Source organism: Candidatus Saccharibacteria bacterium oral taxon 488 (assembly GCA_010202645.1).
GTDB lineage: Bacteria > Patescibacteriota > Saccharimonadia > Saccharimonadales > Saccharimonadaceae > Nanosynbacter.
This window is the reverse complement of the sequence record CP047920.1, coordinates 835,194-848,784: the sequence shown is the minus strand read 5'-3', so window position 1 is coordinate 848,784 and position 13,591 is coordinate 835,194. Positions and strand designations below refer to the sequence as shown.

At 47.7% G+C, this 13,591-nt stretch carries 13 protein-coding genes; 8 read left to right on the top strand and 5 right to left on the bottom strand.

All coding sequences use genetic code 11. From position 1 onward, the window contains the following. Nucleotides 1-220: 220 nt before the first annotated feature. Genes rpmH through GWK77_04570 form a run of 4 tightly spaced genes read left to right on the top strand, consistent with a single transcriptional unit; the run spans nucleotide 221 to nucleotide 2,203 of the window. Nucleotides 221-358, top strand: a complete 138-nt coding sequence (rpmH, locus tag GWK77_04585; GenBank protein ID QHU93405.1) for a 50S ribosomal protein L34 — start codon at nucleotides 221-223, stop codon at nucleotides 356-358. 51 nt (nucleotides 359-409) lie between these two features. Beyond that, a complete protein-coding gene (gene rnpA, locus GWK77_04580) occupies nucleotides 410-757 on the top strand; it encodes a ribonuclease P protein component (GenBank protein QHU93404.1) in 348 nt (115 codons plus the stop codon). A gap of 24 nt (nucleotides 758-781) precedes the next feature. Further along, nucleotides 782-1,732 (top strand): membrane protein insertase YidC, encoded by a 951-nt coding sequence (gene yidC / locus GWK77_04575; protein QHU93403.1) that lies wholly within the window; start codon nucleotides 782-784, stop codon nucleotides 1,730-1,732. Between the two features lie 9 nt (nucleotides 1,733-1,741). Then, nucleotides 1,742-2,203, top strand: coding sequence for a KH domain-containing protein (locus GWK77_04570; protein QHU93402.1), 462 nt, complete (start codon nucleotides 1,742-1,744; stop codon nucleotides 2,201-2,203). On the opposite strand, the gene GWK77_04565 is transcribed toward GWK77_04570, so the two are convergent. From GWK77_04565 to GWK77_04555, 3 genes are all read right to left on the bottom strand, one after another. Further along, on the bottom strand, nucleotides 2,200-2,568 hold the full coding sequence (locus tag GWK77_04565; protein QHU93438.1) for a GtrA family protein: 369 nt from the start codon (nucleotides 2,566-2,568) through the stop codon (nucleotides 2,200-2,202). The genes GWK77_04570 and GWK77_04565 overlap by 4 nt on opposite strands. 81 nt (nucleotides 2,569-2,649) lie before the next feature. Next, nucleotides 2,650-3,807 carry a glycosyltransferase gene (locus GWK77_04560; GenBank protein ID QHU93401.1) on the bottom strand — a complete coding sequence of 386 codons (1,158 nt, stop codon included), beginning with the start codon at nucleotides 3,805-3,807 and terminating at the stop codon, nucleotides 2,650-2,652. 7 nt (nucleotides 3,808-3,814) lie between these two features. Further along, nucleotides 3,815-4,960 (bottom strand): glycosyltransferase, encoded by a 1,146-nt coding sequence (locus GWK77_04555; GenBank protein ID QHU93400.1) that lies wholly within the window; start codon nucleotides 4,958-4,960, stop codon nucleotides 3,815-3,817. Nucleotides 4,961-5,005: 45 nt separating this feature from the next. Between GWK77_04555 and GWK77_04550 the strand changes: the two genes are divergently transcribed. Next, nucleotides 5,006-5,815, top strand: coding sequence for an ABC transporter permease (locus GWK77_04550; protein QHU93399.1), 810 nt, complete (start codon nucleotides 5,006-5,008; stop codon nucleotides 5,813-5,815). After that, a complete protein-coding gene (locus GWK77_04545; protein QHU93398.1) occupies nucleotides 5,816-6,997 on the top strand; it encodes an ATP-binding cassette domain-containing protein in 1,182 nt (393 codons plus the stop codon). A gap of 58 nt (nucleotides 6,998-7,055) precedes the next feature. On the opposite strand, the gene GWK77_04540 is transcribed toward GWK77_04545, so the two are convergent. Next, entirely contained in the window at nucleotides 7,056-8,060 is a 1,005-nt protein-coding gene (locus GWK77_04540; GenBank protein QHU93397.1) for a glycosyltransferase, read from the bottom strand. A 96-nt stretch (nucleotides 8,061-8,156) separates the two neighbouring features. Here GWK77_04540 and GWK77_04535 point away from each other — a divergent pair, with 96 nt between their 5' ends. Together GWK77_04535 and GWK77_04530 are read left to right on the top strand one after the other, a co-directional pair. Next, nucleotides 8,157-8,750 (top strand): hypothetical protein, encoded by a 594-nt coding sequence (locus GWK77_04535; protein ID QHU93396.1) that lies wholly within the window; start codon nucleotides 8,157-8,159, stop codon nucleotides 8,748-8,750. Then, nucleotides 8,747-11,410: a hypothetical protein gene (locus GWK77_04530; GenBank protein ID QHU93395.1), complete on the top strand. Its 2,664-nt coding sequence runs from the start codon at nucleotides 8,747-8,749 to the stop codon at nucleotides 11,408-11,410. Before GWK77_04535 ends, GWK77_04530 begins: the two co-directional genes overlap by 4 nt. Nucleotides 11,411-11,419: 9 nt before the next feature. On the opposite strand, the gene GWK77_04525 is transcribed toward GWK77_04530, so the two are convergent. Further along, nucleotides 11,420-13,558: a glycosyltransferase gene (locus GWK77_04525; GenBank protein QHU93394.1), complete on the bottom strand. Its 2,139-nt coding sequence runs from the start codon at nucleotides 13,556-13,558 to the stop codon at nucleotides 11,420-11,422. Between the last annotated feature and the right edge of the window lie 33 nt (nucleotides 13,559-13,591).

The window sequence follows — 13,591 nt, the reverse complement described above, 5'->3', positions numbered from 1 at the left end:
AATACCTTCCCCCTCGGAACTAGCTTAATGACTTTACTATAGCAAAAAATCAGACTTTTCCACAAGCACAGGCGCCATCATAAAATCCAGGGCCTCTCGAGGTGACTTTTCCACAGCGATGAGCCACCTCTGATAAATATGTGGAAAAAGCAGCAGAAACGGTGGAAAATTTATCCATGGCTTGCAAAAAATGTCAAAAAAGGCTACACTAAATGACGATATGCCAAAGCGAACATTTCAACCACACAAGCGACATCGCGCCAAGACGCACGGTTTTCGAGCTCGTGTTTCGACCAAGGCTGGTCGCGCTGTTCTGAAGCGCCGTCGCCTCAAGGGTCGCGCCAAAATCGCTATCTAAATGTAAACTCCCGCCTCGCCTAACAGGGCGGGATTTTGCTATACTGGACCTATGTTACGTCACGTCAACCGATTTCATGGTCATGGTAGCCTGCGCTACGTCTATGCGCGCGGGCAGGCAATTCGCTCGTCGCAGCTCACCATGAAATATATTGCCAATCCACGCCGCCGCCATGGTCGGTTTTCGGTAGTGATTAGTAAAAAGGTGCTTAAATCCGCCGTCAAACGCAATCGTGTCCGCCGCCGAATTTACGAAATTATCCGACTAGAATTGCCACATATTCGGGGCGGGTTTGATGTTGTCATTATGGTGTTTTCGCCGGAGGTGCTACTGATGCCGCATGACGATTTAAGAACGGCAGTAAAACAACTCTTTTCGCAAGCCGGGCTGTATAAATAGCGCCACCTCTGGTATAATGAGGACATGAATATGTTTGATGTGGTTATTGTGCAGCCAATTTTTAACTTGCTGATGGCGATTTACGCGCTGATCCCGGGCGGCGATTTTGGAGTTAGCGTTGTACTATTTACAATAATTGTGCGGTTACTCTTGTGGCCACTAGTTAAGAAGCAACTCCACCAGGCTAAAGCGATGCGCAAGATACAGCCCGAGCTTGCCAAGCTGAACAAAAAATATAAGAGCAATCCACATATGCGGGCGATGGCGATGATGGATGTGTATAAAAAGCATAACATCAAGCCGATGAGCTCTATCCTAGTACTCCTTATCCAGCTGCCAGTACTGATCGCGATCTACCGCGTGGTGCAGATATTCGTACTGCAGCGCTCAGAGCTCGCTAAGTACACATACGATGTAATGGAGCAGTGGGAGCCGGTCAAGCACTTGATCGCTCATCCGGATCATTTCAACCAGAATTTCCTGGGATTGATGGACCTGACAAAGCAGGCGCTGTCATCAAATGGTGCATCAATTGGACTGCTCGTCCTCGCCTTAGTGGCGGCTGTCTTGCAATATTTATTATCAAAGCAGATGTCGCCAAGCTCTGACAGCAAGAAGCGACTACGTGATGTGCTGATGGAGGCCGGTGAAGGCAAAAATGCTGACCAAACTGAGGTTAATGCCATTGTCACGCGCAAAATGATGAAGGTTATGCCAGTGTTTATGTTCCTTATTATGATCAGTTTGCCAGGGGCGCTGGCGCTCTATATGGCAACCTCAAACATTGCCGCCTACATTCAAAACGCTATTATTCTCAAGCAAGATGGGACAGAAATGCAGCAAATTGCCGGCGAAAAGCGTTCGCCAAAATCTACGAGCAAGTCTGCCGCATCAGCAAAAAAGTCAAAAGCCGCTTCGCAACGAGCGGCCACAGCGACTGAGGCGAACATTACGCGGATAAAGGCGAAGGATTAAGGAGGATATATGGATCAAATCGCGACCATTGAATTTGTCAAGAAATACCTAGAGGACTTTTTGGCGTTCTTTGATCTCAATCTGGATGTCGATGTTAGTGTTGAAGACGATGTTATCAAGGCTGTTGTGCCGTCGAGTGAACGTAATAGTTTGCTGATTGGGCGGAATGCTGAGACGTTACGGAGTCTACAGACGGTGGTGTCAGCGATTTTGCGCAACCGTCAGGCGGCGCTGGTGCGAGTGAATGTTGATATCGCTGATTATAAGAAGCAGCATGCCGAAAAGATTGCTGACAAGGCGCGCGGCTGGATCGAAGAAGTGCGGCGGACGGGCGAGACGAAAATTATTGAACTAAATTCGGCCGATCGCTGGGTGGTGCATCACGTGGCGAGCGACTATAGCGATATTGAGACCCACTCTGAGGGCGAGGGCCGTGCACGGCACTTAGTAATCTCGCAGAAGAGCTCTTAATCTTTGAAGACAACGTTGGTATAGAGCAGGTAGTTCCAGATGAGGCTGGCGACGGTGGCGATGAGCTTGCTAATAAACAGTGCTACTGGCTGACTGAAATTAAAGCTAATGAAAATTGGCGCGAGTAGCGCAATAATGATAGTCTGAATTACCCAGAGACCAAACAGGGTGACGAGGGTAAAGAGGAGTAGCTGGCGACGAACATTGCCGGTGCGTGAGCGAAAGGTGAATGATCGATTGGCGACAAAGCTGAAACTAAAGGCGATGGTTGTCGAGATAATATTGGCTAATTCTTTCGGCGTGCTGATAAACCAAGTCAGCATAAACAACACACCAAAATCAATGGCGGTGTTGATGGTACCGATGAGGACGAAGCGAAGTTTGGTGGCATGGTTGGTGATGTAGTGTTTGAAACGAGCCATAATGATAAGTATAACCCATAAACCCTAGTTGGTGCGATGTTTTTTAGCGGCAATGGCCTCCTTGAAAGCAGCGATGAGGCGATCGGTATTATTCTGCCAGGAAATAGTATTGAGATGAGCTTGAACCGCAGTTTTCATATCAAGGCGTGCTTTTTGCGGGTCAGCGATGATAGAGAGCATTTTTTTCATGAAGTCGTCGGGATTTTTAGGCTGAGCGTAAAGAACCGCATTTCCACCAGCCTCGCGGAGTACAGGAATATCGGAGGCAACAACCGGCGTACCGCTAGTCAGCGCCTCAACAATCGGCATGCCGAATCCTTCGTAAATGGAGCTCATGCAAAAAAGGTCTGCTTGCTGATAAAATGCAGGTACGTCTTCTTGGGGGATGTAGCCTGGACGAATGACGTGTTCACCCGCGGCCTGGGCTTTAGCAATGGCACGCTCAGTAGCTTCAGTCTTCCAGCCCTTACCGCCAGCTAAAACTAATGAATACTGCTTGCGGACCTTTTCCGGCAGGGCACGAAAGGCGGCGATCATCGTCGGCAAATCTTTACGCGGTTCGAGATTGCCGATTGAAAAGATATACCGCTTGGTTGGTAAGTTATATTTGGCGGCAACGTCGATTGTACCCGGTTGAGAATAAATTGGGTCAGCTGGTATTGGCGTGACGATAATTTTCGAAGCTGGCACGTCGTATTCAGTTATAATTTCCGCCTTGACTGACTCTGAGACGGTAATGATAAGGTCTGCTGTTCGGGCTGCATGAGCAACGCGGCGGCGTAAATGGGCTAGGTTACGCTGTTCGATCGTCTCAGGAAAATAGAGATAGCCGAGGTCATGAATAACGACGGCAGTGATAGTTGCTTTACTGGTTGTCCAGCGATCAAAATTTGGAAAAATAGCAACGTCGACAGGCGATGACAAGAGGTCGTATGGTAGCGGTAGACCGTAACTCTGGAGCTTGGCGAATAGTCGCTGAGGTATGAGCGTGTGTTTTTCATGCTTGATTGAGTTGTTTAGAATAGGATCCCGATGCTTGCTCAAAAAATTAAAATAAAACGCTGAAACTTCAGTTCCTGGCGGTGAATAAAGGGCTAAACTATTGGTTAACATACGGGTGTAATGACCAACCCCGGATATATTGGGAGCGGTGAGGGCAGCGGTTTCAATACGAATCTTCATAGGTATATTATAACCCGTTTTCATACAAAGGAATAAACTGTGTTTTAACGATGATGTGAAAAACAAATGAGGCAAGATATTGACGGCGAGCGGCGGCGGCTAGACGTACGCGAAGCTTGGGGTTAGAATATAGCTGCTCCATGGCGCGATGCAGTGCTGTCGAATCTTTTGCGGGGACGAGGAGGCCAGTCTTGTTATGATGAATAATTTCTGGATTGCCGCCAACGTCAGTGGCGATAATTGGTAGCTGGAGCATACTGGCCTCAACGAGTGAAACACTAAACCCCTCGTGGTATGTTGGATGAAGATATACGTCAGCGGTGACAACTTCAGGGAGGGGGTCTGTTTGGTGGCCACGAAAGGTGACCGGTAACCCTTTGGCTTGTTTCTCAAACCGTGAACGATCTGGTCCGTCACCGATCAGAATGAGGCGCGTGTCGTGATGTGTAGCGTGAAGTCGTTTGAATGCAGCGATCGCTTCGCTAACTCCCTTATCAACAACCAGGCGGCCGGCGATACAGAACGTGAACGGGCGGCTTTTGATGGGTGTGTGTGTTGGTTTCTGGTCGTTGACACCATTATAGATAACGGTTAATTTACGATGAATTGGTGAGGTTGACGGCAGATTATCAGAAACGAGACGGCATTCACTCTGGCTAACGAGGGTAATTGCGTCGGCAGAGCGTGCCGCCCAAGCAACCAGCTTACCAGTCGGGTTTTTATACCATACGCCGAGCTGCTTCCAGACATGTTTGAGGTCGGCGTGATCAGTCCAGATAACATGGGCACCGATAAGCTTACCAGCAATTGACCCAGCAATAAAATCATCCTTACTCTGCAGGTGAACAACGTCAGCTTTGTAGCGATGAAATTGGATAATATAATACAAAGTGAGTAGCAGCTGCCAGAGTATATATAGTGGTGTTAATACAACTCGCCAGCCGCTCCAGTTTTGTTGAGACCACCACCAAGAGCGGTGATAAGTCAACCGTTCGTGCTTAGCGTAGTCACAGAGTGTCATGTGGTGACTAAAAATAACCGGCAAATGGCCCAGCTCTCGTAGCTCCTGAGCTAAGAACACTGGAAATCGCTCGCCACCACCAAAATCATGAGGTGCGGCATTTCGTACGATAACAACTCGTAACCGATTCATTTTACAAGTATATATCTTTTTGGTGTAATTTGGTATAATCAGGGAGTGAAACATCTCTTTGGTAATGAAAAAAATCGGGCAATTTTGCGCGCAATGGTTAGCACAGACTTTAAGGTTCGCTACCAAAATTCTGCCCTCGGATACGTATGGTCGCTTCTGAAGCCGCTGTTCATATTCGGCATCTTGTATGTATTGTTTACCTATGCATTCCCACAGGGTAGTAAAGGGATTGAATATTTTGGCGTCTGGTTATTAATTGGCGTCGTGCTATGGAACTTTTTCTCTGAGGCAACGATGGTAGGTACTCGTTCGGTAGTGGAAAATGGGCAACTAATTCGTAAAGTAGCAATTCCAAGACACCTCTTAGTAGTTGCCAGCTCTGTATCGGCGCTGATTAACCTTGGCTTGGGGATGATTGTGGTGATAATTTTTGCGCTACTAAGTGGTCTAATGCCAACTTTGTTGTGGTTGCTACTAATTCCGATAATTGCCCAGTTATTTTTGCTATCAATTGGCCTATCTCTCCTGCTCTCAGCGCTTTATGTGACATTTCGTGACATCGCATATATTTGGGAAATTTTATTGCAGGCTGGGTTTTATGCCAGCGGTATTATTTTTGCTATTATTTATATGCCTGCGGTCATCCAGAAAGTCGCGTTTTTGAACCCTGTTACGCAAATTATTCAAGACGCCAGGCATACACTGATGCCTAGTAACCCCGCCTCTCAGACAATTTGGCAAACATTTCACAATCCGTTATTATGGTTTGTTCCAATTATAATAACTGTTGGGTTGTTTGGATTGGGCTGGTGGCACTTCCAGCGTAAGCAATGTTCATTTGCGGAGGATATTTAGATGACGAAGCCGGCTATTATAGTTAAAGACGTGCGTAAGGAGTTTATTCTCCCGCAGTCAAAAAATTCTAGCATCAAGCATGCCTTTGTTAATATTATTAAACGAAATAAAAAGACCGTCCAAAAGGTGTTGGATGGGGTTAGTTTTACTATTGATCAGGGTGACTTTTTCGGGATTGTTGGTCGGAACGGCTCAGGAAAAAGTACCATGCTTAAAATTCTCGCCGGTGTATATCAACCGACGAGCGGTAGTATTCAGCTACATGGTAAACTGACACCATTTATTGAACTGGGTGTTGGCTTCAACCCGGAGCTGTCTGGCCGAGATAATGTTTTTTTGAACGGAGCACTACTTGGGTTCACCCGCAAAGAGATGGAGGCGATGTATGATGAGATCGTTGCCTTTGCTGAACTTGAACCGTTTATGGACCAGAAGTTAAAAAATTATTCGTCGGGTATGCAGGTACGATTGGCGTTTTCAGTAGCAATTAAGGCGCGTAACGATATTATGATTTTCGATGAAGTGTTGGCTGTCGGTGATGAGGCATTCCAGCGCAAGTGTATCGACATATTTGAGCAGTATAAAGCCAGCGGGCAGACAGTTGTCCTGGTGACACACGATATGGAAACGGTCAAGAAGTTTTGTAATCGTGCTGTACTAATCCAAGACGGCACAATTATCAAAGAGGGAGACCCGGTACAGGTGGCTGACGAGTATAGTCGGCTCAATCAAGCAGTGATTGATGCAAGTATTGACAGGAATCGGCAATACACCGGTGAAAATGTTGATATTACGATCCGCGATGCGACGGGTAAAAAGCAGCGTAGCTTTAAGGTTGGTGAGACTATCTCGTTTGATATCGCTTGGCATCACGATAAGACGCGAGCAATCATGGTTGATTTGTATCGCAAGGATAGTGATTTGGTATCAAATTTTATTACTAATCGTGAGGGTTTCGCTGAGCTACCGAAAGACAAAAAACTGACACTTGATATCGAGGCAAACTTGGGCCCGGGGTCGTATTATGTTGATGTTAACCTCCTCAATCACGATGGGTCAGTAAAGTATGACGTTGCTTATCGTGCCGAGGAATTTACTATCACGAAAGACTTTTCAGTGGTTGGGCAGTCGTTTGGGGGATTAACATTGATTCCGCGGCAGTGGCGCCACAATCACAGATAGAAAAGGATAGCCGTCCAATAGTTTGGTGATAAATCGGCTGTCTTCTGTCTTCGTACTACTAAGCTGCTGTTTTTGTTTTTCGACGTGATGGTCGAAGCTTAATCTTAATGATATCAAGTCCCCACTTAACAACGATCTTGGCGGCAGTGCGCCCGGTTGATGCCACGTTCCAAAGCTGACGGAGCCCCTTACCAACCTGTCCCTTTTGAAGCATATGATAACCAATGCGCATTAGTACAAACGTGTAGGCGTGCTTGTGGCTAATTCCAAAATCATGGTTAATTGGATTTTTGAGATAATAAGCGAAGGCGCGTTTAATGTCGGCACGGCTAGTAACCGTCGGTTGAACAACATCCCAGTTGCGAAGTGAAAACTTTTTAGCGAGACGATTTTGCTCATCGCGGCGTTTAGCCGAGATACTGCCGTCACTAATGCGATAGCGAAAAACGGGGTAAGGTACGTTAGCAAGTTCACCGTGTTCGGCAAATTTACTAAACAGGTCATAATCCTCAGCCGGACAGGTGTCAGGGTAAAGGCCAGCGTCAAGTGCTACTTGGCGGCGATAAACCACTGACGAATGACAAAATTGATTAAAAATGCAAAGACCGAGTCGAATATCCTCATTACGGGCAACGTTAAAAATAAAACCAGTTGGTACGCTGTCTTGGTTCATAATCTCTGCGCCACCACCAACCAGAACCAGGTTTTTGTTTTTCTCTAACATAGTGACTTGAGTCCTGAGCTTGTGTGGTAGCCACTCATCGTCGCCATCAATGCGAGCAATGTAGGTGCCACGCGCTTCGGTAATGCCGCGGTTGAGTGAAGCCACGAGGCCACTGTTTTTTTGATTAATGAGGCGAATGCGGCTATCTTCCTTTTGGAGGCGCTGAACAATTTTTTTTGTATTATCGGTTGAGCCATCATTAATAATGAGGTACTCAAAATCGGTAAAATCTTGCGATAATACGGAGCGAATTGACGATTCAATATATGTTTCATCGTTATAGGTAGCGGTAATAATTGACACCAACGGCGTTTTGATTTGGGATTTCTGTGCACTCATACGGGATATTATAGCATCTTTATTGGCAAAATATTGAAAACCCAACGATTAACTGTTATGCTTAAGCTGATAGGATAAAACAGGGGAAACAACACTATGCGAGTTAAACAAACATCGCCAAAGAGGACCAAGATTGTAATAATTAGTTTAGTAAGTGCGGTCATCGTGATTGCCATTGCGGCGGTTGTTTATGCGATAACGCGGCCACAACAAACAGAGCGGGCCAAGGATGATGCTAATTCGTCCCGAGCAAAGGAAAATAACAGCAACAAAGACGGTAATAAGAAAGTTGACGACAGTAAGACGAAGCCAGAAGAACGTGATGGCCGCAGCTCCGATAAGCCAGCTGGTCCTGGTGAGCAACGCGGCTCAAAACGAGCAGTGACGCCAATCGTAAGTGGTTACGGTCTGAGTGGTGATCGCCAGCATCTACAGATTGATGGCGGCGTTAACGCTATTGTCGAAAATGGTGGCAGCTGTACCTTCACGGTCTACTGGTCTGGTGGTCAAGTTTCGCGCCAAACTGGCGCATACGCTGGTCCGAGCTCGACGAATTGTCGGATGGCCGAGATTCCACTGTCAGAATTACCATCGGGCACTGACATGTCAATTAAAGTTACTTACTCATCGAGTGCATATGTTGGAGAATCTACAAATGGGCCGTCGTTCCGCAAGGAGGGGTTACGATGATTCAGTTACAGAATATGAAACCGTCCTGGCTAAAGCGTGTCGGGTATACACTGATCGTCGTTGGTGTTGTTGGTCTAGGGGTTGTCTTCTGGCCAAAAACAGGAGCATTGTCACCATGGAGTCCCGGGCGAATTATTGATGACAATGTTTTTTATGACACCAATACATTTTCAAGTGTTCAAGATATCCAAAACTTTATTAACAGTCATACTCCAGCTTGCGATACGTGGGGAACTGGGCCCTCCGAGTATGGCGGAGGTACGCGAGCGCAATATGCAGCTAAACGCGGTTGGCACGGCCCACCGTATGCCTGCCTGCGTGATTATCATGAAAATCCAAGTACGAAAGAGACCTCGTTTGAAAGGGGTGGCGGCTGGTTTGCTGGCGGTCTGTCGGTGGCCAATATTATCTGGAATGTATCAAAAGAATTTGGTATTAATCCGCAAGTAATGCTGGTGACGCTAAAGAAAGAACAGGGGTCGTTGTTTACTGATGTCTGGCCACTCAAGAGTCAGTACAAGTATGCTATGGGGTTTGCTTGTCCGGACAGCGGCCCGGGTAATACAGCAAACTGCTCAAGTGAATATGCCGGCATGTACAACCAGTTGCGGATGGCGGCGCGGCAATTCCGGCTTTATACTAATCGGCCGGGCGAATATCGCTATAAGGCTGGCCGATCAAACTACATCCAGTATAACACAAACGCAGCCTGCGGCGGCTCATGGGTGTATATCGAGAATCAAGCAACAGCTAATTTGTATAACTACACCCCATATCAACCAAATCAAGGTGCGCTCAACGCCTATCCAGGAACAGCTCACTGCGGCGCGTATGGCAATCGTAATTTTTGGCGCTTCTTTAATGAATGGTTTGGTTCGCCGCTGAAATCTGTGCGAATTGAATCGCCGCTGTCGGTGAGGACGGAGGGGACCGGGTCAAAACTATTTACGGACATGACAATAACCGCATCGTTTACTATCCGTAACGCCACAAATCAGCGTCGCGATCTAGGTACTATGGCGATAGCCGCCCGGGATAGCAAGTGGAATAACTATGACTTTGGTAGCCAACGGGTTATTCTTGAGCCATGGCAGACATATACCTACCGAGTGACAACTAAGTTAACGAAAGAGGAGAATTATAAGTTCTGGATCACAAATTACCGTGAGGGCAACGGTTGGAGTAATAACTATCCAGAATCAGCTCCGGGCCATAGCCGCGAAGTGTCGACGTTTGTGCAAACGGCGCCAACAGTAACTTCCCCAGTAACTATTCAGAACCAACGAACTCACGTTGGGCAATCAACACGGATTCGCTTCACAGTTAAAAACAATAGTCCGAAGCCAGTTGACCTTGGTTACTTTGGTGCGGCAATTACTAGTCCGAGTGGACGAAATGCTGATGCCAGTTTTGATACAGTCAACAGCCTTGCGCCGGGTGCAACCTACACCTACGATCGGGAGTTTATTCCGCGGGAAAGTGGTATATACAAGGTGCGAATTAGCGGCACTCTCGACAAGGGGACAACCTGGACCGAGGCGCAGTATCCGGTGCCAACGCCGGCTAGTGCTGGTAACCGGGCGCAATTCACCATCCTCCCCAACCCCACACTCACCCAGGGCATCACTTTCTCTAACCCCTCTCCACGTGCCGGCGAGCCAGTCACTACCACCTTTAAGATCAAGAACTTTGCGAGCCAACCAATCACCACCACTAATCGCACTTGTCTCATTATGCGTAACCAACATGGAGCAAACTACGACCTCGGCTGTCTCCAGCCAGCCACCATCCAACCTGGGCAAGAACAAGAGTTCAAGACCACTCGCTCCTTCCCAGTTGGTGTCTACCGCGCCTACTTCTCCACCTTTGACGGCCGTACGTGGCACGAATATGCCGCTCCACCGCTTGAGACTGGTAACGAGGCGGTGAAGGGGGAGATGAGAGTGCTGCAGGATGTCGTCATGTCACAGGGATTATCAATCGCGCCGGCGCGAGCACGTGCTGGTGACAAGCTGACCGGCTCATTCACTCTGCGCAATCTTAGTTCGGCGGTGTCGCAAACTGATCAGCACCTGTGCTACATTATTCGGGGTCCACGTGGCGAGAACCATGACCTCGGCTGTCAATCAACAAAGGGAATTGCTCCAAATGGTAGTGTGCAGTTTTCGCTAAGTCGTCCTTTTGACAAACCAGGCACGTATAGAGCCTTCTTTGCGCTATACGATGGTAATCGCTGGCACGAAGGGGTGGCGCTACCGGGGTTGACTGGTAAGGAGGTAACCAGCTTATCATTCACCATCCTCCCCAACCCCACACTCACCCAGGGCATCACTTTCTCTAACCCCTCTCCACGTGCCGGCGAGCCAGTCACTACCACCTTTAAGATCAAGAACTTTGCGAGCCAACCAATCACCACCACTAATCGCACTTGTCTCATTATGCGTAACCAACATGGAGCAAACTACGACCTCGGCTGTCTCCAGCCAGCCACCATCCAACCTGGGCAAGAACAAGAGTTCAAGACCACTCGCTCCTTCCCAGTTGGTGTCTACCGCGCCTACTTCTCCACCTTTGACGGCCGTACGTGGCACGAATATGCCGCTCCACCGCTTGAGACTGGTAACGAGGCGGTGAAGGGGGAGATGAGAGTGCGCGAGTAGGACGGACAATTATCGCTTAAGCATACGCCTAACTTCTGTCAAAAACCTTTTTTGTGAAAAATCACGTAGCGCCTGCTTTCGTAGAGATTGGGCGTTGGCAAACGCTGTCTTGGGATTGTCCAGAACAACAGTTAACGCATCAGCGTAGGCTTTTGGATTGGTGATATCATCAACAATCTGTCCATATGTACCAACAAAGTCTGCTACTCCACCAACTCGCGCTGCTACCAGGGGCAAGCCGCACAGGGCTATCTCAATTGGCGTATTTGGCATGCCGTCAAAGAGCGATGTGTAGAGAAAGGCGTCATAGTTGTCAACAGGCAGTGACGGTACACCATTAAAGCCGCCGCGGTAATGAACCCGTGGATGTGACGGTAGTTTATGGGTGGGAAACTCGCTCGATGCGTCACCGTACATATCAATGTGGACATCATCAGGTAATAGATCAGCGATAGCTGCAACTAGTTGAGGTAATTTCTCTGGTGATAGGCGGGACGCCCAAAGAACCCGCCTTTGACCGGCCAACTCTGTTATCGGTGTGTACGCACCGCTATCAAGTGGCTGATGGTGAACGGTAATTGCATCCGCGTCATAAGCATATTCGTTAACCCACATTGACTTGACGGCTTCATTGTCGGTGGTTATCTCGGCTAGCAAGTGATAGACCTGCGGTAGGTGACTGTGCGAAAAACCAAACACTCGTCCAGTTTCATCGATGCTTTGGCTATAGGACGTAGCAATAACTTTTTTACCGGTGGCCTTGATATACACTGCGTGATCTCGCACAAAATCATAGGCTAGCTCTGAGTTGAGAATATGGAGCACAGGCGCATGAATATTCTCGATCAATTGTTCTAGCAGTCTATATTTTTGTTCTATCGGGAAGAATCGGGTAATTGTCCCAAACGGCACGAAATCTACGTCGATGTTAAGTCGTGGTCGCCACTCTGAGTAATTAGCGTCAACTTCATTTGTGGCAATAACCAAAACTTTCTTGCCGAGTGACGCAGCGGTGTTGGCGTAGTTAAGGGCAAATAGATCAGCACCACCACGCTTGAGCCACGGTACGAACAACACATAATCATACCTATCGTTTCGTAAATCACGACACATTTGCCAGTACGCCAAGCCAACACGATAATGATCATCGGTAATTGTGTGGTATACTGTCGGCAATGGATGTGGTGGAAAAATTAGTTTCTCAATATGATGTAATGCTCGCCATTCAGCATCAAGCCACGCTGGCAGCACCTCGGTCGCCGGTGTCGACTTCTTTTTTTTGAGCACATTGCGTCCGCGTCGGATGATTGCGAGCGGCCGCTTGACTAACCCTAGTGGAATGCGAGAACGAATCAGCAGTTCTTTGATGGTATTTTTTGTTTGGCGCCGCTGCTCTGAGGCAGGCGTGGCAACCGAGTCAAGCTTGATGGTACGAAAGTGCGATGGACTAAAGAGGGGGTGGGCGTGGAGCACTGAGCGGCTAGTTTTTTGGCGTGCCCATTCCGAGCCAGCGGCCTTACGGCGAACAAAGATAGCGGTTTCCGGAATGAGGACATTTTTGACACCATGCTGGATGAACTGACAGCTCATAAACCAATCTTCATAGCCATATCCTGGGCTGTTTGGTGTGTATGGAAACTGGCGGAGTAAAGTACTTGGTGCAATAATGACCGAGTTCCATCGTCCCGAGAGTACGCTCAATAGAGTGTCGCGGTCTTTATTGGTGTAGCCAACTTTTTCAACGATGGCGTTTGCCCCCTCAAACTCAATAGTGTATGCACTATGAGCAACGTACTTACCATAGGAATGGGCTGTTAAAAATTGTACACCATCGCGCAACCAGTTAGCGCTCATTAAATCATCCGCGTCAATAAATGCGATAAAACGACCATGTGCCCTAGTGATTGCACTATTGCGAGACTGTGCGAGGTCGCCATGATCCCATTGGTGTATAGCGATCGGCAGAGCGGTATAATTACTGAAGTAGCGAATTGTTTCTTCATCGCCACGGTCAATTGATATAATTATTTCGTAAGAAATATCGCTATCACGAAGCAGACTAACAGCGCGCTCAATAGAGCGCATAGTCTTATGGGCAATAAGGCCTTCGTGATGGGCGGTAACGATGATGGATAAAAGTGGTTTCATGACGCTATTATAATTTAGGTAGTCACTTTAGTC